Source organism: Pseudomonas sp. UMAB-40 (assembly GCF_900095275.1).
GTDB classification, from domain to species: Bacteria; Pseudomonadota; Gammaproteobacteria; order Pseudomonadales; family Pseudomonadaceae; genus Aquipseudomonas; species Aquipseudomonas mandelii_B.
The window spans coordinates 283,891-309,571 of sequence record NZ_LT607551.1; the positions used below are offsets into that span (position 1 = coordinate 283,891).

The following is a 25,681-nucleotide window of genomic DNA, read 5'->3' on the forward strand; positions in this document are numbered from 1 at the left end:
GCGGCGGCAACTTCGCCAGCTTCAACGCCACCAGCAGCGCAATCACCAGCAACGCACCAATGAATAAGCCGATCCCGTTCCACCCGCCCAAGTGCCAGAACACCCCGCCCGCTGTCCCCGCAATACTCGACCCGGCGTAATAGCTGAACAGGTACAGCGACGAAGCCTGCCCCTTGGCCTTCACCGCTCGCCGTCCTATCCAGCTGCTGGCCACGGAATGCGCGCCAAAGAAGCCGAAGGTGAAGATCAACATGCCGATAATCACCAGCGGCAGCGGCGTGAACATCGTCAGCGCGAGACCTGCAAGCATCAGCACAATCGTGGCCCACAGCACTTTTCGCCGGCCCAGCTGGTCGGCCAAGGAGCCGATTTTCGCCGAGCTGTAGATGCCCGACAGGTACACCACCGACAGCAGACCGACGAAGGCCTGATCCATGTGGTACGGCTCGGCCAGCAAGCGGTAGCCGATGTAGTTGAACAGGGTGACAAACGCGCCCATCAGCACGAAAGCTTCCAGGAACAGCAGCGGCAGACCGGCGTCGCGAAAGTGCATGGCGAAGCCATCAACCAGACTGCGCGGGTGCAGCGAGCGTGCGCGGAAGTTGCGTGATTCGGGGAGGATTTTCCAGAACACCGTCGCCGCGATCAGCGCCAGACCGCCGATCACCAGCATCGCCGTGTGCCAACTGACAAAGTCGATCAACACACCGGTGATCAAGCGCCCGCTCATCCCGCCAATCGCGTTGCCACCGATGTACAAGCCCATCGCCAAGCCAATGTGCTGCGGGTGGATCTCTTCGCTCAGGTACGTCATGGCGACCGCCGCCAGGCCGCTCAACGACAACCCGATCAACGCACGCATCACCAGCACGCCTTGCCAGCTCGGCATCATCGCGCTGGCCATGGTGCACAGTGCGGCGGCGAACAAGGCCGCGACCATCACCGGTTTGCGTCCGACTCGGTCGGAGATCGGGCCGGTGATCAACAAGCCAATGGCGAGCATGCCGGTGGCCACTGAGAGGATCAGGCTGCTCTGCGCCGCGTTGATCGAATATTCGTGGGACAGCAGCGGCATCATCGGCTGTACGCAGTAGAGCAGGGCGAAGGTCGCGAAGCCGCCGGAGAACAGCGCCAGTACCGTGCGCATGAACATCGGCGTGCCTTTCTCGATGTAGATCTCTTTCAATTCAGCGACAACATCGTCCGCCGCGGCGGGCGGAACTTCATGGGCAAGGGGGGCGACAGCAGTTTTCACTTCGGACCTCGGAGGGCGCAGCCGGTCAGGCAATGAAAAAAGCATATAGCTGCCTAATGATTCAATCCAATATATTGTTCGACCTGTTTGATAGGTTTAACGACCTAATGGAGTTTTCATGGAATTGCGTCACCTGCGCTACTTCATCGCCGTCGCCGAAGAACTGCACTTCGGCCGCGCCGCCCAGATGCTGGGCATCTCGCAACCGCCCCTGAGCCAGCAGATTCAGGCGCTGGAACAAGAGGTGGGCGCACGGCTGTTCGAGCGAACCAATCGTCGGGTCGAGCTTAGCGAAGCCGGTCGGTTGTTTCTGGAAGAAGCGCGACTGGTGCTGGCGCAAGTCGACAAAGCCGCTGACGTAGCACGGCGTGCGCAGTTGGGTGAGTTGGGCGAACTGAAAATTGGCTTCACTTCATCGGCGCCGTTCAACTCGACCATTCCACAAGCGATTTTTTCGTTTCGCCAGCGCTTCCCGGCAGTGCATTTGAACCTGCGGGAGATGAGTAGCACCCAAGTGGCCGAAGCACTGGTGGATGAGTCGATTGAGGTCGGCATCATGCGACCGCTTGGGCTGCCGGATTCCCTCAGCGTCGTGGAGTTGATGCGTGAGCCGCTGGTGGCGGTGCTCAGCTCCAAACATCCGCTAGTGAATGACAGCGAAGAAGGTTTGTTCCTCTCGGCATTGGCCCTCGAACCGTTCGTATTCTTCCCGCGCAGCTATGGCAGTGGTCTGTACGCACAGTTGCTCAGCCTGGCCCGCGATGCCGGTTTCAGCCCGCACTTCGCACAAGAGGCGGGCGAGGCGATGACGATAATCGGCTTGGTGGCAGCGGGGCTGGGCGTGTCGGTGCTGCCGGCGTCTTATCAGCGGATGCGCATCGACGGCGTGGTGTATCGGCCGTTGCTCGATCCGGAAGCGGTGTCGGCGGTGTGGTTGGTGCAGCGCAAGGATCAGAAGTCGCCGATGGCCAAGGCGTTTGTGGAGTTGTTGACGAGGAAGATAGAGTCTATGACGTAACGATTTTTTTGGGATGTCTTGTTAATCCGTTATCCATCCGTTGGGGTGAATTGTTTTTTTCGCGAGGCGAGCGTTTGGTAAAGTTTGAGTTGGTGAATTAGATAGGCTGAAAAAGTGATGAAGTAGAACGCGGAAATGGTTAAGTGGTTTGGGATGAGCCAAAAATTGATACTTTTAATAAGCAAAGTAGATGAAAGTGCGGTTGAAAGTAGTGAGAATGCAGTAAAAAACATGTTTGACGGTTTTTTATGTTTTAGGCGTTTGTAGGTCGGAAACTGGATAAGGGACGATAATAGAAGTGTCGTCAATGTCGCGGCGATAGCAGCGAGTGGGATGGTGGTCGAGTCTTGGTTGGTGAGGTAAATTTTGTTTTCGTAATTCGAGATGACAATGTAGGCGCTTATGACTGATGAGGCAATTAGCAGTATAAAGTACAAAGTCGGAGACCTAGTGTTAATCGTAGTCATGATAACCTCCAGCTTGAAGCAGTCAGAATGCTTCTGACTGCTTGTTAAATGGTTAGAATGGCTGAGGTTGATACCCTGCGCCGACTAAATGTATTTTATGCTCGCCTGATATATCTATCTCGTAACTGGTTCCCGGTAGTGCTCGACCAGCAGTCGTCAGCTCTTCCAATGCTAGAGGTCTGTTACTGGCATTGAAATCATATCTGTCATGATAAGCCTTGATTGTACCAATGAACCTCCAGGTACCATCATGACTCCGTATAAAATCACCGGTCATGTTTAAAGTAATTCGGCCCAGATAGGCTCCCGTTGCAATATTATCGTCAAATGTATTGTATTCAATGCGTGGGTCAGCCAAATGATAAACGCCAGGAGATTTTGTATGTTCAATAGCCTGTCGTAATAGTGGAAGTCTGTGTTCCAGTATTTTAAGTCCAATAGTGTTTATATCGACCTCGAGCTTTTGTCCGTTTCCCCATAGGTAATGCCCTAGCGCCTTGACTGGGCTGAATGTACCTCCAGAAAGTTTTGGAGTTTCCAGCTTGTAAGAGGTGCTGTCTACATATTTGGAATTTGCGATGGCAATAATGGATTCCCGTGCAGTGAATCCGCTTTTTTGAAGGGCGTCAGCCAAGCTGAAGATTACTATGTTATTTTTGAATAAGTCATCGTTAATTCTCCAGTGAGGATCTACCCAGCCACGATCACTTTCTACAATGTGCCAAATATCCTTTATTGCTCCGTAGGCATCGTTTTTGTTTAAGGCTTTATCCAGGATTCGTAAATTGAAGGTGAAAGCATCAAGCCCTGTCTGACGCTTTATCATGTCAATGTTGTAGGCTTTGTTTTCCTCAGTAACCACATCTGGCTGAGGGGGCGTAGTAACATACGTGCCGTCAATTATGATGCCATCTGTAGACCAATATCCTCCTGACGAACCTCTCCATGTTCCGATGATGTTTGTAGCGGGCAAGTCAGTTCCATTTCTTGTCATTACCTTCATCCTTGTTGGTATTTGATTGGTTTAGATCCTGCGAAGACTGCCGTCGGAGTCTTTGTTTAGACTTGATACTAATAAACCATGGATCAGAAGAGCGCTCAATCGGGTGGATACACACTCGGAAATGTATTACACAGGTTTCGGAATCTTCCTGTAACTAGATTAAATTTACGCATTTATTGTTGAGCCAAAATCAGGCTGCTCAAAGGACTACAAGACTTTGCGTCGTTGCTTACTCCTTCGCCAGAATTCTCCGGCTTGCGCGCCTTAGACTTCGTGGGTAACTTGATTCCGTCAGACCGATCAACCGATCAACCGATCAGTGATGGGATTAGTCCCGCTCCCGTAAGGGGCTTGAGAGACTCTGAGGATCCTGGGCAACCAGCCATCGCAGAGCCAGACAGGTACAGGGCGATGACAAGCCGACCTGTTTGTGAAGGGGCGCCGAAAGGCGCCCTTTGTCGTTCTCGAGGTGCTCGTCTCAGTCCACCCGCACCAGATCCCCGCGCAACGCCACCCCGGACACCACGGCCTTGAGGGCTTCCAGCCCAGGTATTTCCTCGTCGTCACTGCACTGGTATTTCCCGGTGTCCTGGCTCAGGTCGCGCTTGTTGATGCCGGCGATGTTGATCACGGCGTTGGCACCGGCCTTCTTGGCCTTGCTTTGCAAAGTCGCCAAGGTCGATTGCAATGCCCAGTAGCAGGCGTCTTCAGCGGATTTGTCTTCGTTGTCGTCGGCCCTTCGGCTGCTGCTCACCGCATTCAGCTTGTGCACCTGAGTCGGTAGCGCTTCTCCCGCCAGGTAGAACTTGACGCTGCCGTCCAGCAGGCCGACTTCGGTGGCGCGTTTCACGCCTTCCTGAAAGTCCTGGTAGGTGGGTTCATAGGCGCCTTGCGAGGCGAACACTTGATCAGCGTCCGGGTCGGAGGCCAGTTGCTTGACCACGTCGTCGCGCAGGTAGTTGATCCAGCGGTTGTAGGTGCCGTGGATCCTGCCGTCCTTGTAGTCCAGGCCGCGGCTGTCGCGGTAGTCCATTTCGAACGAGGTGGAGGTGTAGGGGATGTCGATTTCGGCGTGGTGCCGGTCGCGCACGGTGATGGCCGCTTTGATCATGCCGGGGCGCGCCGACTGCACGATCCATTGGCGCTCGATCAGTGCGGTGACGATGGCGCGGCTCATCCGATCGTCGCTCAGGCCCTTGTCGCCGGGAAAGTGTTCCTTGGCGGTGTACACCGGGCTGGTGCAGCCGCTCAGCGCAACGACCAGGGTGAATACTGCGCCGATGCGCTGAAACCGAGTCATTCCCTTCACTCCAGACGTTTTTTCAGATCAGTGCCAGCGACGGAAAATCAACGAGGTGTTGACGCCACCAAAAGCAAAATTGTTGTTCATCACGTACTCATTACTCATCTGGCGGAACTCGCCGCGCAGGTAGTCGAGCTTGCCGCAGTGCGGATCGACCTCGTCGAGGTTGAACGTGTGCACGTACAGGTCGCGGTTCATCATTTCGATGCTGAACCAGGACTCCAGTGCGCCGCAGGCGCCCAGGGTGTGACCGAGGAAGCTTTTCTGCGAACTGATCGGCATGTGTTCGCCGAACAACGCGCTGGTGGCCAGTGTTTCGGCAATGTCGCCCTGTTCTGTCGCCGTGCCGTGACCGTTTACGTAGCCGATGTCTGAGGGCTGCAGCCCGGCGTCTTCCAGCGCCAGTTCCATCGCCCGGCGCATGGTGACCTGCTCTGGACGGGTGGTGTGCTGGCCGTCGGCGTTGCTGCCGAAACCGACGAGTTCGGCATGGATGTGCGCGCCGCGAGCCAATGCGTGTTCGAGTTCTTCGAGCACCAGCATGCCGCCGCCCTCACCGATCACCAGGCCATCGCGGTCTTTGTCATACGGACGTGGGCTGGTTTGCGGGGCGTCGTTTTTCAGGCTGGTGGCGTAGAGCGCGTCGAAGACCATGGCTTCGGTGGGGCACAGTTCTTCGGCGCCGCCGGCGAGCATCAGCGGCAGGCGCCCGAATTTGATCGACTCGTAGGCGTAACCGATGCCCTGGCTGCCGCTGGTGCAGGCGCTGGACGTCGGGATCAGCCGTCCGGTGAGGCCGAAGAAGATGCTGATATTCGCTGCGGTCGTGTGCGGCATCATCCGCACGTAGGAGTTGGCGTTCAGGCCCTCGGCCACCGAGTTGAGCAGCATGTTGCCAAACGCCTTGATCTCGTCGGTGCTGCCGGTGGAGGAGCCGCAGGCGACGCCCATGCGCCCGTCCTTGATGATCGGGTTACCCAACAGCCCGGCATCGGCCAGTGCCTGCTCGGATGCGCCCACCGCTAGGCGCGAGACCCGGCCCATGCTGCGCAGCTGCTTGCGGGTCCAGTCGCTCGGGACCTTGAAGTCGTCGATAGGCCCGGCCAGGCGCGTGTTGAGTTCGGTGAACCGATCCCACTCGTCCATCCGGCGTATGCCGCTGCGGTTGGCCGCGAAGTTGCCGGCGATGGTGTCCCAATCGCTGCCCAGTGAAGTGATGCCGGCCATGCCGGTGACGACGACGCGCTTCATCAGCACAGGCCTCCGTTGACGGCCAGAACCTGCCGGGTGATGTACGACGCTTCCGCCGACATCAGGAAATTCACCGCGCCGGCCACCTCTTCCGGGGTGCCCATGCGTTGTGCGGGGATCATTTTCATCAGTTCTTCCACCGGCACGTTTTCGTCGAGCATGGCTGTGTCGATCAGGCCGGGTGCGACACAGTTGACGGTGATTTTGCGCTTGCCCAGTTCGATCGCCAATGCTTTCGCCGCGCCGATCAAACCGGCCTTGGAGGCGCTGTAGTTGACCTGGCCACGGTTGCCGATCAACCCGGAAACCGAGGTGATGCAGACAATCCGTCCGGCCGCGCGACGACGAATCATCGGCATCATCACCGGGTGCAGCACGTTGTAGAAACCGTCGAGGTTGGTGCGCATCACCACGTCCCAATCATCCTCGCTCAGCGCCGGAAAAGCACCGTCGCGCGTTAGGCCGGCGTTCAGCACCACGCCGTAATAGGCGCCGTGAGCTTCCACGTCGGCTTCGAGGATGGCCTTGCAGCTGGCGCGGTCGGAGACGTCGAATTGCAAAATTCGAGCATTGCGCCCCAGCGCCTGGATTTCGCCCTGAACGGCAATGGCCTCGGCCAGGCCGCTGCGGCAATGCAACACGATGTCGTGCCCGGCCTGGGCCAGACGCAACGCAATTGCGCGGCCGATGCCACGGCTGGAGCCGGTGACCAGTACGGATTCAGTCATGGCTGGCTCCTTGGGATTCATGAAGGTATTGAGCGGCCTGAGGCGGGCGGAACACGTTCAGGCGGGCAGTGGCGTGAATACCGGGGGCGTTGATGTGGCATTCGAACACGCCCATGCCATTGTCGTCTTCCAGCGAGCGCAGCCCATGGATGGTCAGCTCGGTGCCCGCGGGGAAGTGCTCCACGTTGCATTCGAATTTACGGGTGCCGAGCAGGAAGCCCAGCTCCACCGCATCGCCGCGCTGGCGCGCATGGCAACCGGCGTAGGCGGCGACGCTCTGGGCCATCAGTTCGATACCGACCCACGCCGGCAGGCTGCCGTCGGGGCGGTTGAACAGGCCCCCGGGCTTGACGGTGAGGCGGGTGTGAATCTGCTCGTCATCGAACGCCAGGATCTGATCGATGAGGATCATGTCGCCAGCGTGCGGCAGCAGCTCGGCGAGCGGCCAGTCAATCATGGGGCGTCTCCGATAATCAGGCTGACGTTGTTGCCACCGAAGGCAAAGGAATTGCTCATCAGGTAGCGAGGTGCAATGGACGTCAAGCGATGGTCCGGGGTCACCCACTGCAAGGCCGGCAAGTCGGGGTCGGGCTGACCGTCCCAGATGTGTGGCGGCAGGAGGTTTTCCCGATTGTCCGTGCTCAGGCTCAACCAGCAGAACGCCGCTTCCAAGGCGCCGGCGGCGCCGAGCGTATGTCCGGTCATCGGCTTGGTGGAAGAGCAGGGCACGCCGTGCGGGAACAGGGCCGAGACCGCCAGGCTTTCCATCGCGTCGTTATGTTGGGTCGCGGTGCCGTGCAGGTTCAGGTAGCCGATTTGCTCGGGCTGCACCTTCGCGCGGTTCAGGGCTTTGCTCATGGCTTGCAGGGCGCCCCGGCCGGTCGGTTCCGGCGCCGAGATATGGTGTGCATCGGAACTGGCGCCGCTGCCGAGCAGGGCAATCGGTTGGCTCGCGCCGGCTGTTTTGCTCATCAGAAACAGCACGGCGGCTTCGCCGATATTGATGCCGTTGCGGTTGGCCGAAAACGGATTGCAGCGCTGCTCGGACACCGCTTCCAGGGCCGAAAAGCCGTTGAGGGTCAGTTTGCACAAACTGTCGACGCCGCCGCACAGCACGGCATCGCACATCCCCAGATCCAGCAGGCGCTGGGCACTCATCAGCGCCCGGGCGCTGGAGGTGCAAGCTGTCGAGATCACATACGCCGGGCCGCTCAATTGCAGCCAGTCGGCGAGGAAGTTGGCCGGCGCGCCGAGTTCCTGCTGCTGATAGTCGTAGTCGGCGGGGAATTCATGTTCGCGAATGTAATGGGCCAGGCCACGGCTGGCCTCGTCGATGCCGGAAGTGCTGGTGCCGAGGATCACGCCGATTCGATCGCGGCCGTAAGTCTGGATCGCTTGATCAATGTCATCGCGAATTTGCAGGGCGGCTTCCAGCAGCAATTGGTTGTTGCGGCTGCTTTGCTTAATCAGTTCCGGCGGGATCGGCGCCAGTTCGCCACGCACCGCCGCCACCGGCAACGACCGCTCCGGCACCCAGCCGGATTCGCTGCGCATGCCGGAGCAATCGCCGGCAAACAGGTTGCGGGCGACTTCCTGTTTGTCGCGACCCAGGGCGCAGATCACCCCGAGGGCATTCAGGTAGGCGGTCATGGCGTCTCCCCGCTCAAGGGCGTCACCAGGTACTTCGGACCTTTAGGCAGGCTCAACTCAAATCTCAGCGGTTGCGAGTAATGCACGTCCCAGCGAGTGGGCAGGGAACGTTGCGAGCCATGTTGCCAGGCGTCGGGGTAGTTGCCCTGCAATTCGCCTTGCGGGGTCAGCGCGAACATTAATGCGGCGAACAATTCCCGTGCTTCCGGATTCGGCGGCAGCAGGCCGTCGGCTTGCCACTCGCCATCGATCAGTTTCTGGCGTGCCTGCGGAATGCCCAACAAGTCCATCATCGACCAGCGAATGCCGGGACCTTCACGCGCAATCACCAACACCCAGTCCTGACGCTGATCAGCCAGCAAGCGCTGAATGTGCAGTTGCTGCGGCAACGGCAGGTTTTCGGTTTGCCCGGGCAGCGGCGCCTGGCTGGCGCAAGCGCTCAGCAGCAGGAGGCAACCCAGAAGCAGGTAACGGATCATGTGACATCTCTTGCGCAAAGTTCCGACAGCACACGCAGACGACGCTTGGGTTCGCTGACGAACGGATTACGCTCGTCCCACGCATAACCGGCGAGGATCGCACTGATCATACGGCGGATATCCGCTGAGCTGCCTGGATGGTAAATCACATCCTGGAAGGTCCCGGCGTACCAGCCTTCGACGTAGCAGCGGAACGTGTCGACGCCGCGCTTGAGCGGTGCAGCGAACTCGGTCTGCCAGTCGACGCTTTCACCTTGCAGCTGGCGATGCAAAACGCCGGCGGCCATGCTGGCCGAGCGCATGGCGATGGTCACGCCGGAGGAGAACACCGGGTCGAGGAATTCTGCCGCGTTGCCGAGCAACGCAAAGCCCGGGCCGTGCAAGGTTTTGACGTTGGCCGAGTAGCCGCCGATGGTGCGGGCTGGCGTGTCCCAGACAGCGTTTTCCAGGACGCCGGCCAGGCTTGGGGTTTCAGCGATGAAGCCGCGCAGGCAATCGTCCAGATTCTCCATACGGCCTTCGAAGTGTTCGGCGGCCGCGACCACGCCCACCGAGCAGCGGCCGTTGCTGAACGGAATGGTCCAGAACCAGATGTCGCGATGGATCGGATGGGTGGTGATAAGGATCTTTTCCCGCTCGAAGGTCGGGCTGTCGATATGGTCTTCGACGTGGGTAAACACCGCCTGACGCACCGGGAAATTCGACGGTGCTTCGAGGTCCAGCAGACGTGGCAACACGCGACCGTAGCCGCTGGCATCGAGCACAAAATCAGCTTCGACACGGTACTGGCTGCCATCCTCGCGCAGCACGTCGAGCTGCGGTTTCGGCAGGTCGAAATCGGCGCTGACAATGGCTTCGCCATAACGAACGTCGACGCCTTGCAGCGCAGCCTGATCGGCCAGCAGTTTGTCGAAATCGGCGCGCTGGACCTGGAAGGTTGTCGGCTTGCCGTTGCTGAACGTATCGCCGAAATCAAAGGCGCTGTAGTGCTCGCCCCAGGCGAACGCAGCGCCGTTTTTCATCTGGAACCCGGCGGCGTTCACGGCCTCGAGCATGCCGGCTTCTTCGACGAAATCCAGGCAATGCGACAACAGGCTTTCACCGATGGAAAACCGTGGGAAATGTTGGCGTTCGATCATCAGCACGTCGTGGCCTTTGCGCTTGAGCAGCGCGGCGGCAATGGCGCCCGAAGGACCCGCGCCAATGACAACAACCTGGCGACGTTCCATTTCAACTGTTGGCACGGGGGCTCCTTGCCGGGGCGGCGATATTCAAAGGGGTTTGGTGCATGCCGGCGAGTGCCGGCAGCAGTGTGGCGATCAGGCCCATCACCATCAGCGCGAAGTACAGCGCGGGGCTGATGAGCTGTTGTTGCAGCAGCAGGTTGAGAAAGACGATCTCGCTCAAACCGCGAATATTGAGCAGCAGGCTTTCGCGCCAGCGACTGGCGCCCTCAAACGAAGCGCCGGCCCAGCCGAGGCCAAGCCAGTTGCCCAGCAGTTTGCTGGCAATCGGCAACAACAGCAGCGCTGCCAACTGCACCCAGCCGAGAGTGGCCATGGCGGCGTGGACGTTGATCTGCACGATGCCGAAGGTGAGGATCAGCGGGATGGCAATCCATGTCTGGAGCCGGTTCATCCAGATCGCCGGCAATGGCAACACCAGCGGCACTTTCAGCGCGGCCATGCACAGCAGATAACCGATGCCGAAAATCAGTGCATTGAGCTTGAAGTGTTCGGCGACCACCAGCAGCGCAAAGAAGCAGCCGCTGTGCAATAACGGTTGGCGCAAACCCAGCAAACGCAGAAGCAGCGGAAGGCAGGCGCCGGCCAGCGGCAGCAGCAGACTGCTCAGGTGCAGACTGCCCTGGGCGAAGCCGAACAGGGTCCAGCATGCCAGGTCGATGAGGATCGCGGTTTGCACCAGCCGCCGGGTTGCGGCGGGGGGGTAATTGATGTGTCGCAGGTAGAGGTACAACACCGGGATCGCGGTGATGGCGAACACCAGGCCCACTGCCAATGAACTGATCCACGGCTGCGCGGGTAACAACCAGACCGCAGTCGCCAGACCGCAGACAAATGGAATGCAAAAACTCGGCAGGGCGATTTTCAGGCTCTGGCGATCCAGCCGCAGGTCGATCACATCGCTGAGGATGTTTCCCAGCAACAAGGCAAAACCGAGGCTGTAGAGGTTTTTCAGCCACACCGGTGAGATCAGTTCGGCGCCACTGAGTTGCCAGCCCGGCTCGATCCAGAAGTACATCAGCAGCGGCAGGCCGAAGGTCGCCAGCAGCAACTGGCTGACGATCGGGATCAGGCCGAAGTGTCGACCCACACGGGTGGCCACGGCGAACATCGTCAGGGCCATCAGCCAAAACAAGGCGATCATCATGCTGCAGGCTCCACGACGGCGGCGGCATGCACTTGGCGTCCGGCCCACGGTGCCAGGATGAAACTGAACGCCAGGCCGAGGCTCACCGACAGACCGAAGTTGCTCACCGCTGGCGTGCTGGACACGGCCAGCAAACCGAATGACAGCCATGTGGTCACCGCCGCCAGCAAGGTGCCCAGCAGGCTCACGGCGGCGCCGCCGACCTGTTCGCGCATGAGGATCGCGTAATCGACGCTGATCGCCGTCACCAGCAGCAAACCGAACAGGCTGAACAGGGTCAGCGGTTGGCCCATCCAGCCAAGGCTGGCCAGGCTGCACAACGCGGCCAGCAACGGCAGCGAGACGATGCGCAACGCACCACCAAAGCCAAACGGCAGGATCAGCACCAGCACGATCAGCACGCAGGAGGCGAGTTTCAATTCAGCGGCGCTGATCTGAGTTGCAGCGAAAACATTGTTCAATTCACCGAGGCGATCTACCAATTCGACGCCCGGCAAATCCAGCGCCTGGACGCGCAACAGCGAAGGGTTGTTCAGGCCTTGCAGACTGACCATCGCCGCCACGCCGTCTTCGGTCTGCCCCAGCCATAGGGTGCGATAAGGTTCAGCCAGCGGACCGGCCAGCGCAGCGTCGATGTCTTCGACGGGCAGCGACTGCAACTTCACAAGCTCCGCTTGCAACGCTTCTGCCGGCACGCCGAGGTCGAGTAACGGTTGCCAGAACTGCGGCAACTTGCTCAACGCTTCCCGCACTTTGCGCTGCTCGCTCGGCTGGCTGACCAGTTGATTGAGCGACAGGTAACCCTGGAGTTTTTCCAGGTTGACCAACTGGTCCAGACGCTCGCTCAGTGCGGTCTGACGCTCGAGCAGTTCCTGTTGATTGGCCGCACGCACCAGGAAGAACTGGCTGGTCGGCTGAAAGCCGGTGATGCGCGCAATGGCCTGGGCTTCGTCGGTCAATTGCTGCGGTGCGCCGATCCACTGGCGGATGTCGTTTTTGCTGTCCAGTTGCAACAGACCACCGACGCAGAAGGCAATCAGCAGTGCCAGTAACACTGGCGTACTGACGTGTTTGAGCAACGCTTCGCGCAGGTTCAGCAAACACTCGCAGATACGCAGCGGCCATTGCGCCGGCCGCAGGTTCACGCCCTTGAGCAGCGCGGGCAGCAGGCACACGGCGGACAAGTAGGCGCCGAGGAGGCCGGCGGCGGAGAACACGGCAATCTGGGTCAGGGCCGGGAACGGCGTCCAGGCCAGGGCCAGGTAGCCGATGCAACTGGTGATCAGGCTCAGCGTCAGGCCCGGCAGGGTCAGGCGTAATGCCGGCCAGCTGTTCCAGGGTTTCAGGCTCCAGCTTTTCGACAGGTAATGCAGCGGGTAATCGACGGCCACGCCGATCAGGCTCGAGCCCAGCACCAACGTCATCACGTGCATGTGACCGAACAGCGCCACGCATGCCACCGCACCAAACAGCATGCCCACCAGCACGGGAACGAAAGCGAGCAAGACACGCCAGCGCCGGAAGGCCAGCAACAGCAACAACAGAATGCCGACGGTGGCACCGCCACCGACCCATGTCATTTCACGGGTGGCCTGTTGCTGACCGTTGGCGGCGTACAACAGACCGCTGGCAGCGAGCAATTGCACATCGGCCTGGGCGGCTACTTTGCGGCTCTGTTCGAGCAGGTCGGCCACTTGCAGCGGCAGGCTCATGTCGAAGGCATTGCCCGTGGTTTTTGCCCGCAGCAATACCCAACTCTTGCCGTCGGCATCGGCGACCAGCGCTCCGCTGCCGATGTCCAGTTGCACGGCACCGTGTTGTGGCTGGCTGTTCTGGATGCGCCCGGTCAGACCCAGCCAGTCATCCTGGCTCGGTACCAGGCTTAAACCGGTGAATGGGTCGAACAGCGCTTGCACCCGCTGCTGGATAAAGGCGTCGGGATGTTCGATCAGCTGCTGGCGGTCCATCGCCGAGAGCATCGACAGTCGGCCTTGCAGTAATTGGGTGCGCAACGCCGGCAAGTCGGCTTGCAGGTTCCACTGAACCTTCTCGAACAAACCGCTGGCCTGCCACTGCTCGCCGAGTTTCTGCGCCATGGCGATGGCTTGCGGGCGATCCTTATGACCCACCAGCACCAGCATTTCCCGGTTCAGCGGTTCTTGCATACGTTGTTCGGCGCGCTGTTCCAGCGCGTCCGGCGCCGTACCCGGCACCAGTTCCATCAGGTTGGCCGACAAAGGTGCGCCGTCGCGCCATTGCCAACCGGCGAGCGCGAGCACCGCCAGCAGCAGGATCAGAAACAGCCACGGAAGTCTGCGTTCACTCGGCAAAGTCATGTTGCTCCGCGTCGCTCAACGGTTGGGTGCTGGTGCTGTCCTGCATGCGCAAAAGGGTGCTGTCGCCCTGGGTTTCCAGCAGTTCGATGCTGTGCACCAATTCGCTGCCGGTGATGTTGATCTGGTTGAACACTTGCTTGAGCAACAATGAGCGAGGGATCAGCGTCAGTTTCCAGTTCTGCGCGTCGCCGCTCAGGGACAGTTCGAAGTCCCGTTGCAGCCCGCTGCTGTCGCCTTGCAGCACGGCAAGAAACAAGCGGTTCTGTTCGGCACCGGCACTCTTGCTCGGGAGCATTTGCCAACCGCTGGCGTCACGGCGGGCGATGCCTTTGCCGGAGATGCGGTAATCCTGTTGCAGCGGTGTTTTCAACAGCCAGAGCAAACCGTGGTTTTTAGCGAGGACGAAAGTGCCCTTGCTGGTCAGCGGCTTGGGCAATGCGCGCAGGTGTTTTTCCTGGATGAAATTGCCGTGGATCACATCGGGTTTGGCCAACTGATCGCTGAGCTGTTGCAGATCGAACGCGTGAGCCATCGAAGACAAGCCAAGCAGCGCCAACGCGCCGAGGTATTTGAAAAACGGGTTCATGCCAGCATCCTTTCAACGGCATCGGTGAAGATCTTCGGTGAGGCCAACTGCATTTCGCGGCTGCTCATATCGACGGCCACCTGTACGGAACTGGCGCGGGTCAATCGCTCACCGGTTTGCAGATCGCTGATCAGATAGTTGATCTTCAAACGGTTCTCCCACTCCACCAGATTGGCCCGCACGTTCAGCCTCTGACCGAACACGGCGCCGCGCACATAGCGCAATTGCAGGTCGATCACCGGCCAGGCGTAACCCGACTCGACCATGGCGGTGTAGTTGTGGCCGATCTTGTCCAGCAGCGCACAACGGGCGACTTCCAGGTATTTGACGTAATGGCCGTGCCAGACCACGTTCATGGTGTCGACGTCAAAGAACGGCACGAGGATTTCCGTATCGGTGTGAAGCACTCCCTTGCTACGCATGCAGCCTCCAGTGTTGCTCGGCGATACGTTTCAGGCACAGGCGCAATTCGCCTTCCAGCGCGCGGTCTTCGATGACCGGCGGGAAGTCCTTGGCCAGCTCTTCGTGCATGGTCGCCAGGGCTGGCGGCAACGGGCGCGCGTCCTCGGCCTTGCTGCGCAGCCACACGCCCTGGTTGGCGGCGAGGAGGGTGGCGGCGGCGACTTGCTCGGTCAGCTCCAGCACGCGGATCGCATCGCGGGCGGCGATGGTGCCCATGCTGACCTTGTCCTGGTTGTGGCATTCGGTGGAGCGCGAGAACACGCTGGCGGGCATGGTGTTTTTCAGCGCTTCGGCGGTCCAGGCGCTGGTGCCGATCTGCACGGCCTTGAAGCCGTGATTGAGCATCGCGCGGTCAGCCGTGGCGCCGGAAAGGTTGCTCGGCAAGCCATGGTTGTAACGCTCGTCCACCAGCAGCGCGAGTTGCCGGTCCAGCAGATCGGCAACGTTGGCCACCAGGTTTTTCAGGCTGTCCATGGCGAACGCAATGTGGCCGCCATAGAAGTGCCCGCCGTGCAGCACGCGTTCGGCTTCGGCGTCGATGATCGGGTTGTCGTTGGCGCTGTTGAGTTCGATCTCGATGAACGAACGCAGCCAGTTCAGGCTGTCGGCGAGGACGCCGAGGACATGCGGCGCGCAGCGCAGGGAGTAGCGGTCTTGCAAGCGATGCAGTGGTGCGGTCGGCGCGTCGATTGCCAGATCCTTGCGCAACCACGCGGCGACTTGCATCTGCCCCGGATGCGGTTTGGCGGCGAACAGGCGCTCATCGAAGTGCTCCGGATTGCCTTGCAGCGCGACCACGTTCAGCGCGGTGATACGGGTGGCCAGTTGCAGCAGGTAATCGGCGCGGGCGTAGGCCAGGCAGGCGAGGCCGGTCATCACGGCGGTGCCATTCATCAGCGCCAACGCTTCTTTCGGGCGTAGCACCAGCGGTGTCCAGCCAAGTTCGCGGTGAACATCGGCGGCTTGGCGGCGCTCACCCCGGAACATCACTTCGCGCTCGCCGGACAAGGTCGCGGCGACGTAGGACAGCGGCGTCAGATCACCGCTGGCGCCCACAGACCCTTCTTCTGGGATCAGCGGCAGGATGTCGTGTTCAAGGAAGGCTTGCAGGCGTTCCAGCAACTCCACGCGCACCCCGGACACGCCGTGGCACAACGACTGCAAACGCGCCGCGAGCACCGCACGCGTGGCCTGGGCGTCGAGCAGTTTGCCCAGCCCGCAGCCGTGGAACGTGTACAGATGACGGGGCAATGCCTCGACGTGATGCAGCGGCACCGCGACCACGCACGAGTCGCCGTAACCGGTGGTCACGCCATAGATCACGCCTTCCTTGTCCAGCAGGGAATCGAGGAATCGCGCGCCCTTGGCGATGCGCTCGCGGTACGCAGGATCATCCTGCAACTGCGTCGGCACCTGACGGTTGGCCGCGGCCAGCACGTCTTCGATGCGCAAAGGGAGTTCGCCGAAGGTTACCGGCTCAAGCGTTGGCGTCGTCATCGGTCTTCCAGAAAGGGTAAAAGTTGAACCATTGTTGGGGCGCTTCGAGGCAATAGTGACCCAGGCGTTCGGCGTAGCGGGAAGCCCACTGATGAATGACTTGTTCGCGGTCACTGCGTTTCCACACCACGGCCTCGGCAAACGGTTCGAGGGTCACTCGATATTGCCCCGTCGGTTTCTTCAGGCACATCAGCAGATGGATCGGGCATTTCAGCAAGCCGGCCAGCAGCCACGGCCCTTGAGGAAACGCTGCCTGATGGCCGAGGAAGTCCACGGTCACGCTGCGCCCGCCATGCAGCGGCACGCGGTCGCCAGCAATCGCCAGCCACTCGCCACGCTCCAGGCGTTCATGCAGTTGCAGCATGATCACCGGGTCCAGTTCGCTGACCTGAATCAGTCGCAGATTGGTCGCGCCGGCCTCGCCCAGCAATCGGTTGAACTGCTCGGCGTGCTTGGTGTGCACCAGCACGTTCATGGTGACTTTCTCGCCGATCTCCGCCAGTGCGCGGCAGACTTCGAGATTGCCCAGATGTGCGCCCACCAGCATCTGCCCGCGAGTGCCACGCAGCTGACTGCGCAGCAGCGCCGGGTCGACGATTTCGATGTGATCGATGCTCAACTTGCCGTTCCACACGTCGAGTTTGTCGAGCATCGAATCGGCGAAGGCCATGAACTGGCTGAACACTCGCCAGTGGGTCGGACGCAAGTGCGGGCGTGCGCTCCAGTCCGCGAGGCGTTGCTGGTATTGCCAGGCACTGCGGCGGGCGCTGCGGCCGAACAGAAAAAAGTACAGGACGATGCCGTACAGCAGCGGACTCAGCAGCCGCCGGCCCAGCACTTTGGCGCCGAACGCGGTGAGCTTCATTAGCCAGAAACTGCCGCGCTCCTGACGGTCGGCCCAGTGCTGTTTATCTGCGTTGATGCTCATGCTCGCCACCGTCGCCAGAGGATCACCGGGGCCCGCAGCAACATGCCGAAGAACAGCCGGGTGTGCATGCTCGAAATCAGCACATTGTCGTGGAACATACGGAAATGCGAGACACCGTCCAGCGGGTAATGGACCTTGGTCGGCAGCCACTGCATCGGCTGATTGCGCCAGGCCAGGCGCACGAGGATGTCCGAGTCGAAGTCCATGCGCTTGCCGATCTTCGCCGAGTCGATCAACGCCAGGGTCGGTGGTAATGGGTAGACGCGGAAACCGCACATGGAATCGCGGATCTGCAAGGAAAGCGTGTTGATCCAGACCATGACGTGCGTCAGGTAGCGGGCGTACAAACGGCCTTTCGGCACGCTGGCGTCGTATTGCGGATAGCCGCAGATCACCGCGTCGGGATGAGCGCGCGATTGTGCGATGAAGGTCGTGACATCCTGCAGGTCGTGCTGGCCGTCGGCGTCCACCTGCAAGGCATGGCTGAAACCCAGGCGCGAGGCTTCGCGCAGGCCGGTCATGACCGCACCGCCCTTGCCCTGGTTGGCGGCGAGGCGGATCAGGTTGACCATTTCGCGATGGGCCAGTTGGTCGAGCACTCTGGCGCAGGATGGATCGCTTGCATCGTCCACTAGAATGCATGGCAGGCCACGGGCGATCAGCGCGTCGACCACCGTGGTGATCGCGGTTTCGTGGTTGTAGACCGGGATGATTGCGCAGGGGTTATGCATCACCCGCAGCCTCCAGCAAAATCCGCCCACTGGAGCAGGTCGCGGTTTCATTGCGATAGGCGAAATACAATTTGCGGCGTTCCGGGTCAAAACGCAGGTGCAGTTGGACTTCATCGCCCGGGCGCACCAGTTGCTGGAACTTCAGCACTTCCATGCCGGCGAATCTGGCCGGCAGGTCCATCAATTGCTGACCGAGGCTCAGCGCCCAATCCACCTGCACCACACCGGGCAATACCGGCGTTTGCGGGAAGTGTCCGCTGAAGTAGGCGAGGTCCGGCGGAACGGCCAGTTGCAGGCTCCATTCGCCATCGACTTCGATCTGTTCCAACACTTCCGGCGCTTTCGGGCGGGGTGCCAACAGCAAGGCTTCGACGTCGGCCTGAGGCAGCTTGCCTTGAGCGTTCAGGGGTAATTGCCGCAGCAATCGCCAGCGTCGTGGCAGGGCCAGGGCTTCGCAATGCTGGCTCAGGTGCTGACGCAATTCTTGCGTGACGGTGCGTCGGCCCTGATTACGCAAGGCATGCAGGCCTGCGTCCGTCAGCACCAGCAACGCGCCCAGTGAGGCGCGGTTTTCCTGGACCACACCGAGGCGCGCCTCGGCGACCCAGCAGTGATCCATCAACGCCTTTTCCAGCATCGGCAGCGAAATGCGTTTTTCTTCCAGTTTGACGATCCGGTCCAGCCGTCCAAGCAGTTCGAATCGGCTGTCGGCAGCGATTCTGGCGGCATCAGCGGTGTGTTCGATGTGGCCGGCCGGCAAGTAGGGAGAGGCGATCAGCAGGGCACCTTCGCTGTCCTGGCTCAGCTTGACCTCAGCAAACGGCTGCCATAGATCATGACCCTGACGCCAGGCGATGCCACCGGTTTCCGAGCTGCCAAGGATTTCCGTTGGCCATTGTTCAAGGCGCTCGTAAAGACTTTGCGCCGCCTCGGTCGGCAAGGCTCCGCCGGAGGAAAAGACCCGGCGAACCGCACTCAATGCCGGCCAGTCGAGGTTGTCGCCCATGCGTTTGAGCAGCGCCGGGCTGGCGACCCAGGCGAACACCAAGTGTTCGCGGCTGGCGCGCTGCAAGTCTTCGGGGAAGGCCAGTTGCTTGCGCACGAACGAGCGCCCGGCACACAGCGGCCACAGCACCCGAAACAGCAGGCCGTAGATGTGCTGGGTGGCGACACTGCCGATGATGCACGCCTGGCCCAGGTCCTTGCCCCAGAGTTGCTCAAGCGCCTGCACTTCATTGGCGATCTGGCGCAGGGTCTTGTCGATGCGCTTGGGTTCGCCGCTGGAGCCGGACGTGCACAGGCTCAGCTGGCAGGTGTCCAGATCCAGTGCGGCGGGGGACAGGGGCGCATGCCGATAATCGCCAAGGTGCGCATCATCGGCCTGATCGGTCAGCCACAGATCGACTTCGCTCGACCAGCGTTGGCGAGTCTGCGGTTGCAGGTCCGCAGGCAGCAGCACACTGACCCCGGCACGCCAGGCGCCGAGCAGGGCAATCGCCAGGTCAGCGGCATCTTCAAGGTGCACGGCGATGCGCTGCACGCCCTGGGTTTGCAGGCCGGCCGCCAGGCTCAACGCCCGTTCGCACAGGTGTGCATGATTCAACGCCGGTTCTGCCGTAACGGCACGCTCCGGCTGTGCCTTGAGCAACAGCTGCTCAAGTGATATCCAATTCATGGGTGGCCTCGTACCCGTTGTCGTATGAGCCATTCAATGGCAAACAGCAGGCCCATCAATCCATAGGAAATCAGGCCGGTGTACAACATCCACCAACTCAGCGGCGCCCACAGGGTCAGGGCGGCGGCTAGCAAACCGTTAAAGAGGAAAAACACACACCAGACGATGGTCACCTGGCGGGTATAAATAATCGCCTTGGCCGGCAAGTGCGGTTCGCGCAGTCGCGCCAGGCGTTCCACCATCGGTGGTCCGACTTTCAGGCTCAGGCCAAACAGCCCCAGCATGAAGGCGCTGATCAGCACCGGGTACCAACGCAGCAACAGCGGGCTGTCGAACAGCGCCAGCAACAGGCAAAAGCCGATCGCGGTGATCGCCATCCACAGGCTTCCGGGGCGACGTGCACCCAGCAGCGCCCGCGCCAGCCACAGGCTGCCCAGCAGCAGACCGAACTGCCACGGAGCAAAGTGTTCCATGCCGAAATACACCGCAAAGGGGTACAACAGGCCCGCCAGCAACAGGCCAAGGCCGATCAGTCGACTCATGCGGCCGGTTGAACCAGACGGTAGACCGCCTCGACCACATCGCTGACGGTACGCACCGATTTGAATTCTTCGGCGGCGATTTTCTTGCCGGTCTGGCGCTTGATGTGATCGATCAGGTCGACGGCGTCGATGCTGTCGATTTCCAGATCCTGATACAGGTTGGATTCGAGGCTCACGCGCTCAGGGTCCAGCTCGAAGAGTTCGACCAAGGCATCGCGCAAGGTGTTGAAAATGTCGTCACGAGTTTGCATGGTCCGGTCTCAAGCTGCCTGTTTTGCGGTGACGAACGCCGCAAGGCTCGCCACGTTGCTGAAGTGATTACGGGTGTCCTTGGCGTCGGCGTCGATTTTGATGCCGTATTTTTTCTGGATCGCCAAGCCGAGTTCCAAGGCATCTACCGAATCCAGGCCCAGGCCTTCGCCGAACAGCGTCTGGTCATCGCCGATGTCTTGTGCGCTGATGTCTTCAAGGCCCAGGGCGTCGATGATCAGTTCTTTGATTTCACGGTGTAGATCGCTCATCTTCGGCGAGCTCCTTAATAAAGTAAGAATGCAAATAATCGTTGAGCTTGCGCGAAGCCTGAGGCGCAGGGCCACTCGCGGCAAAGGCTTGTGGGTCTATATCGGCCCCGACGCAGAAACTGAAGTGCACACGACGTTTCGGGATGCGATACCAGGGTTCGGCCTTGGTCAATGTGGTCGGACTGACCTTGATGATCACCGGGGTCAGGATTCTCGCACCGCGCAGGGCGATTGCCGCGCCACCCCGATGAAAGGCCGGCGGTTCGCCCGGCTGGGTGCGTGTGCCTTCGGGAAAGATGATCAGAGTCTGACCGCTTTTCAGTGCGTCTGCCGCAGCGTCGAGCATGTCCATGCTGCCGTCGTTGCTGATGTATTCGGTGCGGCGTAGCGGGCCACGGGTGAACGGGTTTTCCCAGAGGCTGTTCTTGACCACGCAGTTGGCGTGACGCACCAGGCCGATCAGGAACACCACATCGATCAGCGACGGGTGATTGGCCACGATCATCTGGCCCGGGCGACCGAGCTTTTCCGCGCCCTGGATGTCGTAGGTCAGTACGCCGGTACGGGCCATGAACCGGACAAAAAACCAAAAGCAGCGACTGACAGTTTGCCGTGCCCGTAATCGATGGGTCTGGGCATCGCCGGGCAGGCAGCTCAGCAACGGAAAAACCACCAGCCGCAGGCACAGACCGCCCAACCCGAACAGGGTGAAGCTTGCGGCGGTGGCCAGCAGACGCCAGTAATAGGCGTCGCGGTTTTTTTCGGTTACAGGTTGCGTTGCCAGGTCCATACACGATTTTTCCAGGCATGTTGGCAGGTGGTCTGCTGGCCGAGCAGGGTACGTAAGAGATTCAAGGCATGGGGCCAATGGGCGTTGGACAACGCATCGCAAGTGCTGTTCAGGGACAACTGCCAGTCGGTACCCGGTGTCAGCAACAGGCCGACTGCATAGGGGAACGGCACGTCGTCGATCCAGGCCGAGTAGGCGTCAGGCGGTTTTTCTTCAGTGACGATCAGCAACACGGCAGGCGCGCCTTCGGAAAGTAGCGCTGCGGCCTCTAGCATGCCGTGTTCAAGGCCATCACCGGCGGCGGCAAGGGCGGTCATTTCGCTGGTTTCACCGCGCATGATCGACCATAGGCCAATAACCGCGTTGTGCACCGACAAGCTGAATTGAGTTGGCGACAACGGTTGTCCGGCGGCCAGATCGCTGAGGATTTCGAAGGTACGAGGTGTTTCGCCATGACGGGAAATAAAGACCAACGGTAGGTCCCGGCGACCATCGGCCAGGGGCCAGCCGACGCTGAACGCCATTCGTGCCAGGCGACTGAGCCGTCGGCGCTGCATGGCCGGCAGAAAAGACACGTCGGGGGCGGCATCGCTGCTCTGAAGCGCGACCGGTTGTCGGCTCCAGACCTGCCAATCGTCCACGCTTTCGAGCCCAGGGGCCCACGCGCGCCATTGGGCGATGTTGAAATTGATCACAGGCATACATCCCGCCCCTGCGGGCTTCCTTGACGCGGCGAATCGCAAAAAAAAGCGAACTGCCTGGGTGGCGCTTGGCGCCGAGTGGCGCGCATTATCCCGTTGCGACGGGTGCGTAGCAAATGATGGTTACATTTTGCTCAATGAAACGTACTGGTTGGTCCGTGAAAAAGCTGTCGTTTGGCCATTATCCACATCGGGGTGAGCATGTCTGTCAGCCTCGTCGGTAATCAGTGGCGGGTTTGGCGGCTTTTTTATTAAGAGATTGCCCCTGACTGTGTAGTCCCCATGCCGGCGAGGTAGCTAAGCAGCGCCGTGGACTACTACACTCGGTCATTCTTTGATACACGGAGGTTTTTGACATGCGGCGCGTGGTGTTCAATCAGAAAGGTGGCGTGGGCAAATCCAGCATTGCCTGCAATCTGGCGGCGGTCAGCGCCAGCGAGGGTTATCGCACCCTGTTGGTGGATCTCGATGCCCAGGCTAACTCCACTCAATACCTGACGGGCCTCACCGGGGATGACATCCCGATGGGCATTGCCGACTTCTTCAAGCAAACCCTGTCCTCTGGACCGTTCTCGAAGAAAAACCAGGTCGACATCTACGAAACGCCGTTCGAAAACCTCCATGTCATTACCGCGACCGCCGAGTTGGCTGACCTGCAGCCCAAACTTGAGGCCAAACACAAGATCAACAAGCTGCGCAAATTGCTTGAGGAACTGGGGGAAGATTACGACCGCATCTATCTTGATACCCCGCCTGCGCTGAACTTCTATGCGGTATCGGCATTGATTGCCGCTGACCGGGTATTGATCCCCTTCGATTGCGACAGCTTCTCACGTCAGGCGCTGTACGGTCTGTTGGCGGAAATCGAAGAATTGAAGGAAGACCACAACGAAGGCCTGGAGGTTGAAGGCATCGTGGTCAATCAGTTCCAGGCCCGTGCCAGCCTGCCGCAGCAAATTCTCGACGAGCTGATCGCCGAAGGGTTGCCGGTGTTGCCGGTGTACCTGACCAGCTCGGTGCGCATGCGCGAATCCCACCAGGCCAATACGCCGCTGATCCACCTCGACCCGCGGCACAAGTTGACGCAGCAATTCGTCGAACTGCATAACCTTCTGGAAAACGCCTGATTCCTGGCGTGACACCAATCCACTGTGGGAGCCTGCTCCCACATTGAATCGCGGTGGTGTTAAATCCCCTGGCTACGCAACCAGCTCATCAACTGCGGTAACGGAAACGCCCCGCTCTGACGCGCCACTTCCCGACCGTTCTTGAACAGAATCAGACTCGGAATCGAGCGAATCCCCAACTGCGCCGACAATTGCTGATTCGCCTCGCTGTCCAGCTTGGCCAGCCGACACTTGCCCGCCAATTGCCGCGCCGCCTGCTCGAACACCGGCGCAAACGACTTGCACGGCCCACACCAATCCGCCCACACGTCCACCAGCAGCGGCAGATCACCTTTGATCTGACTGGCGTAATCGCCTTGCTTCAACTCGAACGGCTTGTTCAACAAGACCTCGGCCTTGCATCGGCCACACTTTGGATGATCGTTGAGGCGTTCGGCGGGGATGCGGTTGAGGCCGTTGCAGTGGGGGCAGGGGATGAGGAGTGGGTCGGTCATGGTCGAGGCTCTGAATGTTTGGGCTGTCTAAAACTGATTTGGAGTCGCGCGCTACGTTTATCAAGACAACAAAACCGGGCAGGCACCGTGATGCTCACATATTCGGGAGAAACAAACGGTGTCGCGGTTTGTAATCAAGTACGTAGTTTTGATATTGAGCAGCGGGTGCGCGACGGCTCAGCCACGTTCATTGAGCGACTTGATGACGTTACGATGGCAGACATCGTTGCTCGCGTCGTCAGTGCCATTGATCCCCTGGACTGACCAACATCACGACGAACAACTGATCTCCAAATGCTTCCCCCATTCCGGCGGCCGCTCGGCGTAGCTTCCCATCCCCGCTTGCTCGTCAAACGGATTGCTCAGCACCGCATGCAGTCGCCGAACCTCGGAATAATCGCCGCTTTCCGCCGCATCGATGGCTTTCTGCGCCAGATAGTTGCGCAGGATGTACAGCGGATTGACCGCGTGCATCCGCTGGCGGCGCTGCGCCTGATCAACCTCGCCTTCGCGGGCAACCCGGGCGACATACAACTCGGCCCAGGCATCGAAGCCTTTGATGTCGATGAAGTCATCACGCAAGCGGGCGACTGCCAGTTCCGCTGATTCATCCCCCAGGCGGCGGAAGAACAGCGTGTAATCGACGCCGCTGTTTTGCATCAGTTGCAGCAACTGCTCCAGCAGTTTCTGGTCATCTTCTTCAGCGGTGGTGAGACCGAGGCGGCGGCGCATCAGGTCCAGGTAGTGGGCCTGGTACAGCGGCAGGTACAGGCCAAGGGTTTCGCGCAGGGCGTCGACGCTGATGAAAGGCGTCAGTGCCTGGGCGAGGGCGCTGAGGTTCCACTGGCCGATCGGCACCTGGTTGCTGAAGGAATACCGGCCCTGGTCATCCGAGTGATTGCAGATGAAATGGGCGTCGAAGTCGTCGAGAAAGGCGAACGGTCCGAAGTCGAAGGTGATGCCGAGGATCGACATGTTGTCGGTGTTCATCACGCCGTGGCAGAAGCCGTAGGCCTGCCATTTGGCGATCAGTTCGGCATTGCGTTCGACGATTTCGCGGAACATCGCCAGGTACGGTTCCGGTTGTTCCAGGCATTCCGGGAAATGCATGGCCAATACGTGCTCGCCGAGTTCTTTCTGCTTCTCGGGGCGTTTGGTGTAGTAGAAATATTCGAAATGCCCGAAGCGCACATGGCTCGGCGCCAGGCGCAGGACCATGGCTGCGCGTTCCTGCTTCTCGCGCCACACCGGGGTGTCGGAGCCGATTACGCACAGGGCACGGGTGGTCGGGATGTTCAGGGCATGCAGCGCTTCGGAGGCGAGAAACTCGCGGATCGAAGACCGAAGCACTGCCCGCCCATCGCCCATGCGCGAAAAAGGCGTCTGGCCGGCGCCCTTGAGGTGCAGGTCCCAATGTTCGCCCGCTTCGTTGTAGACCTCGCCCAACAACAACCCGCGACCATCGCCCAGTTGTGGGTTGTAGGAACCGAACTGGTGCCCGGAGTAGACCATCGCCCGGGGCACTGCGTCGGCCCAGAGCTTATGGCCGCTGAACAGCTCGGCGAACTCCGCGGTATCGGCAACGGCAGGGTCGAGATCCAGCAGCGCCATGGCCGCAGGGCTGGCCACCACCAGACGCGGGTTGTCGATGGGCTCGGGCAGCACATGGGCGGAAAACGTATCACCCAGGCGGGCGAAGCGATTATCGAAGGTCAGTTCGTCGAGGGCTTTCAACGGCCATCTCCA

General features: G+C 60.3%; 27 protein-coding genes. 3 read left to right on the forward strand and 24 right to left on the reverse strand.

What is annotated here, in order from left to right; genetic code table 11:
- Positions 1-1,255 (reverse strand): MFS transporter (locus K0F88_RS01340; protein ID WP_219093419.1); only part of this gene is annotated, 1,255 nt, incomplete at its 3' end.
- Positions 1,256-1,373: 118 nt separating this feature from the next.
- Here K0F88_RS01340 and K0F88_RS01345 point away from each other — a divergent pair.
- A complete protein-coding gene (locus K0F88_RS01345; protein ID WP_219093421.1) occupies positions 1,374-2,273 on the forward strand; it encodes a LysR family transcriptional regulator in 900 nt (299 codons plus the stop codon).
- A gap of 519 nt (positions 2,274-2,792) precedes the next feature.
- On the opposite strand, the gene K0F88_RS01350 is transcribed toward K0F88_RS01345, so the two are convergent.
- The 21 genes from K0F88_RS01350 to K0F88_RS01450 all read right to left on the reverse strand — a co-directional run bounded on the left by K0F88_RS01350 (position 2,793) and on the right by K0F88_RS01450 (position 22,314).
- Positions 2,793-3,734: a lipid II-degrading bacteriocin gene (locus K0F88_RS01350; protein WP_219093425.1), complete on the reverse strand. Its 942-nt coding sequence runs from the start codon at positions 3,732-3,734 to the stop codon at positions 2,793-2,795.
- A 487-nt stretch (positions 3,735-4,221) separates the two neighbouring features.
- Positions 4,222-5,043 carry a hypothetical protein gene (locus K0F88_RS01355; protein ID WP_094469504.1) on the reverse strand — a complete coding sequence of 274 codons (822 nt, stop codon included), beginning with the start codon at positions 5,041-5,043 and terminating at the stop codon, positions 4,222-4,224.
- A gap of 27 nt (positions 5,044-5,070) precedes the next feature.
- Positions 5,071-6,297: a beta-ketoacyl-ACP synthase gene (locus tag K0F88_RS01360; RefSeq protein WP_219093428.1), complete on the reverse strand. Its 1,227-nt coding sequence runs from the start codon at positions 6,295-6,297 to the stop codon at positions 5,071-5,073.
- Positions 6,297-7,025, reverse strand: a complete 729-nt coding sequence (gene fabG, locus K0F88_RS01365) for a 3-oxoacyl-ACP reductase FabG (protein WP_219093430.1) — start codon at positions 7,023-7,025, stop codon at positions 6,297-6,299. The genes K0F88_RS01360 and fabG overlap by 1 nt, the downstream gene beginning before the upstream one ends.
- Positions 7,018-7,482: a hotdog family protein gene (locus K0F88_RS01370; RefSeq protein ID WP_219093433.1), complete on the reverse strand. Its 465-nt coding sequence runs from the start codon at positions 7,480-7,482 to the stop codon at positions 7,018-7,020. Before K0F88_RS01370 ends, fabG begins: the two co-directional genes overlap by 8 nt.
- Positions 7,479-8,675, reverse strand: coding sequence for a beta-ketoacyl-[acyl-carrier-protein] synthase family protein (locus K0F88_RS01375; protein ID WP_219093435.1), 1,197 nt, complete (start codon positions 8,673-8,675; stop codon positions 7,479-7,481). Before K0F88_RS01375 ends, K0F88_RS01370 begins: the two co-directional genes overlap by 4 nt.
- Positions 8,672-9,154, reverse strand: a complete 483-nt coding sequence (locus K0F88_RS01380) for a hypothetical protein (protein WP_094469501.1) — start codon at positions 9,152-9,154, stop codon at positions 8,672-8,674. Before K0F88_RS01380 ends, K0F88_RS01375 begins: the two co-directional genes overlap by 4 nt.
- The gene (locus K0F88_RS01385) at positions 9,151-10,398 is read right to left on the reverse strand and encodes an NAD(P)/FAD-dependent oxidoreductase (protein ID WP_219093437.1); all 1,248 of its coding nucleotides are present in this window, start codon (positions 10,396-10,398) and stop codon (positions 9,151-9,153) included. The genes K0F88_RS01380 and K0F88_RS01385 overlap by 4 nt, the downstream gene beginning before the upstream one ends.
- Positions 10,385-11,545, reverse strand: coding sequence for a sodium:proton antiporter (locus tag K0F88_RS01390; protein ID WP_094469499.1), 1,161 nt, complete (start codon positions 11,543-11,545; stop codon positions 10,385-10,387). Before K0F88_RS01390 ends, K0F88_RS01385 begins: the two co-directional genes overlap by 14 nt.
- Positions 11,542-13,881, reverse strand: a complete 2,340-nt coding sequence (locus tag K0F88_RS01395) for an MMPL family transporter (protein WP_219093439.1) — start codon at positions 13,879-13,881, stop codon at positions 11,542-11,544. Before K0F88_RS01395 ends, K0F88_RS01390 begins: the two co-directional genes overlap by 4 nt.
- Positions 13,865-14,467, reverse strand: a complete 603-nt coding sequence (locus tag K0F88_RS01400) for an outer membrane lipoprotein carrier protein LolA (protein ID WP_219093442.1) — start codon at positions 14,465-14,467, stop codon at positions 13,865-13,867. Before K0F88_RS01400 ends, K0F88_RS01395 begins: the two co-directional genes overlap by 17 nt.
- Positions 14,464-14,889: a thioesterase family protein gene (locus tag K0F88_RS01405; protein WP_219093443.1), complete on the reverse strand. Its 426-nt coding sequence runs from the start codon at positions 14,887-14,889 to the stop codon at positions 14,464-14,466. The genes K0F88_RS01400 and K0F88_RS01405 overlap by 4 nt, the downstream gene beginning before the upstream one ends.
- Positions 14,882-16,426: a histidine ammonia-lyase gene (gene hutH, locus K0F88_RS01410; protein ID WP_219093445.1), complete on the reverse strand. Its 1,545-nt coding sequence runs from the start codon at positions 16,424-16,426 to the stop codon at positions 14,882-14,884. The genes K0F88_RS01405 and hutH overlap by 8 nt, the downstream gene beginning before the upstream one ends.
- Entirely contained in the window at positions 16,407-17,354 is a 948-nt protein-coding gene (locus tag K0F88_RS01415; protein WP_219093448.1) for a glycosyl transferase, read from the reverse strand. Before K0F88_RS01415 ends, hutH begins: the two co-directional genes overlap by 20 nt.
- Positions 17,351-18,085: a glycosyltransferase family 2 protein gene (locus K0F88_RS01420; RefSeq protein ID WP_094469493.1), complete on the reverse strand. Its 735-nt coding sequence runs from the start codon at positions 18,083-18,085 to the stop codon at positions 17,351-17,353. Before K0F88_RS01420 ends, K0F88_RS01415 begins: the two co-directional genes overlap by 4 nt.
- Positions 18,078-19,760: an acyl-CoA synthetase family protein gene (locus K0F88_RS01425; protein WP_219093450.1), complete on the reverse strand. Its 1,683-nt coding sequence runs from the start codon at positions 19,758-19,760 to the stop codon at positions 18,078-18,080. The genes K0F88_RS01420 and K0F88_RS01425 overlap by 8 nt, the downstream gene beginning before the upstream one ends.
- Positions 19,757-20,302 (reverse strand): hypothetical protein, encoded by a 546-nt coding sequence (locus K0F88_RS01430; RefSeq protein WP_219093452.1) that lies wholly within the window; start codon positions 20,300-20,302, stop codon positions 19,757-19,759. Before K0F88_RS01430 ends, K0F88_RS01425 begins: the two co-directional genes overlap by 4 nt.
- Positions 20,299-20,553, reverse strand: coding sequence for an acyl carrier protein (locus tag K0F88_RS01435; RefSeq protein ID WP_007992314.1), 255 nt, complete (start codon positions 20,551-20,553; stop codon positions 20,299-20,301). The genes K0F88_RS01430 and K0F88_RS01435 overlap by 4 nt, the downstream gene beginning before the upstream one ends.
- A 9-nt stretch (positions 20,554-20,562) precedes the next feature.
- On the reverse strand, positions 20,563-20,823 hold the full coding sequence (locus K0F88_RS01440) for a phosphopantetheine-binding protein (protein ID WP_008149626.1): 261 nt from the start codon (positions 20,821-20,823) through the stop codon (positions 20,563-20,565).
- Positions 20,804-21,613: a 1-acyl-sn-glycerol-3-phosphate acyltransferase gene (locus K0F88_RS01445; protein WP_219093455.1), complete on the reverse strand. Its 810-nt coding sequence runs from the start codon at positions 21,611-21,613 to the stop codon at positions 20,804-20,806. Before K0F88_RS01445 ends, K0F88_RS01440 begins: the two co-directional genes overlap by 20 nt.
- On the reverse strand, positions 21,589-22,314 hold the full coding sequence (locus K0F88_RS01450) for a beta-ketoacyl synthase chain length factor (protein WP_219093458.1): 726 nt from the start codon (positions 22,312-22,314) through the stop codon (positions 21,589-21,591). The genes K0F88_RS01445 and K0F88_RS01450 overlap by 25 nt, the downstream gene beginning before the upstream one ends.
- A 356-nt stretch (positions 22,315-22,670) precedes the next feature.
- On the opposite strand from K0F88_RS01450, the gene K0F88_RS01455 reads away from it, so the two are divergent.
- Entirely contained in the window at positions 22,671-23,441 is a 771-nt protein-coding gene (locus K0F88_RS01455) for a ParA family protein (protein ID WP_219093459.1), read from the forward strand.
- Positions 23,442-23,500: 59 nt separating this feature from the next.
- On the opposite strand, the gene trxC is transcribed toward K0F88_RS01455, so the two are convergent.
- The gene (gene trxC / locus K0F88_RS01460) at positions 23,501-23,935 is read right to left on the reverse strand and encodes a thioredoxin TrxC (RefSeq protein WP_219093461.1); all 435 of its coding nucleotides are present in this window, start codon (positions 23,933-23,935) and stop codon (positions 23,501-23,503) included.
- Between trxC and K0F88_RS32200 the strand changes: the two genes are divergently transcribed.
- On the forward strand, positions 23,858-24,199 hold the full coding sequence (locus tag K0F88_RS32200) for a hypothetical protein (protein ID WP_255142040.1): 342 nt from the start codon (positions 23,858-23,860) through the stop codon (positions 24,197-24,199). The two genes, trxC and K0F88_RS32200, sit on opposite strands and share 78 nt — an antisense overlap.
- A gap of 6 nt (positions 24,200-24,205) precedes the next feature.
- Here the strand turns inward: K0F88_RS32200 and selO are convergent, their stop codons facing one another.
- Positions 24,206-25,669, reverse strand: a complete 1,464-nt coding sequence (gene selO / locus K0F88_RS01470; protein ID WP_219093464.1) for a protein adenylyltransferase SelO — start codon at positions 25,667-25,669, stop codon at positions 24,206-24,208.
- Between the last annotated feature and the right edge of the window lie 12 nt (positions 25,670-25,681).